1 rRNA gene is annotated in these 925 nt (G+C 57.7%); it reads right to left on the bottom strand.

Annotated features, from left to right (window positions below):
* Nucleotides 1–925 (bottom strand): 16S ribosomal RNA (locus tag AC5RVV_RS17560); the annotation flags it as partial.

The raw sequence follows: 925 nt of genomic DNA, 5'->3' as shown, positions 1-925 counted from the left end.
GGCCACCGGCTTCGGGTGTTACCAACTTTCGTGACTTGACGGGCGGTGTGTACAAGGCCCGGGAACGTATTCACCGCAGCGTTGCTGATCTGCGATTACTAGCGACTCCGACTTCATGGGGTCGAGTTGCAGACCCCAATCCGAACTGAGACCGGCTTTTTGGGATTAGCTCCACCTCACAGTATCGCAACCCATTGTACCGGCCATTGTAGCATGCGTGAAGCCCAAGACATAAGGGGCATGATGATTTGACGTCGTCCCCACCTTCCTCCGAGTTGACCCCGGCAGTCTCCCATGAGTCCCCGCCATTACGCGCTGGCAACATGGAACGAGGGTTGCGCTCGTTGCGGGACTTAACCCAACATCTCACGACACGAGCTGACGACAACCATGCACCACCTGTGAACCGGCCCCGAAGGGAAGGACTGTTTCCAGCCCGATCCGGCCCATGTCAAGCCTTGGTAAGGTTCTTCGCGTTGCATCGAATTAATCCGCATGCTCCGCCGCTTGTGCGGGCCCCCGTCAATTCCTTTGAGTTTTAGCCTTGCGGCCGTACTCCCCAGGCGGGGCACTTAATGCGTTAGCTACGGCGCGGAAAACGTGGAATGTCCCCCACACCTAGTGCCCAACGTTTACGGCATGGACTACCAGGGTATCTAATCCTGTTCGCTCCCCATGCTTTCGCTCCTCAGCGTCAGTTACAGCCCAGAGACCTGCCTTCGCCATCGGTGTTCCTCCTGATATCTGCGCATTTCACCGCTACACCAGGAATTCCAGTCTCCCCTACTGCACTCTAGTCTGCCCGTACCCACTGCAGACCCGGGGTTGAGCCCCGGGCTTTCACAGCAGACGCGACAAACCGCCTACGAGCTCTTTACGCCCAATAATTCCGGACAACGCTTGCGCCCTACGTATTACCGCGGCT

This window comes from Arthrobacter sp. MDT2-34-1, from assembly GCF_059091365.1.
Note: the sequence above shows the minus strand (reverse complement) of the source record. Positions and strands in the feature narration are given on the sequence as shown.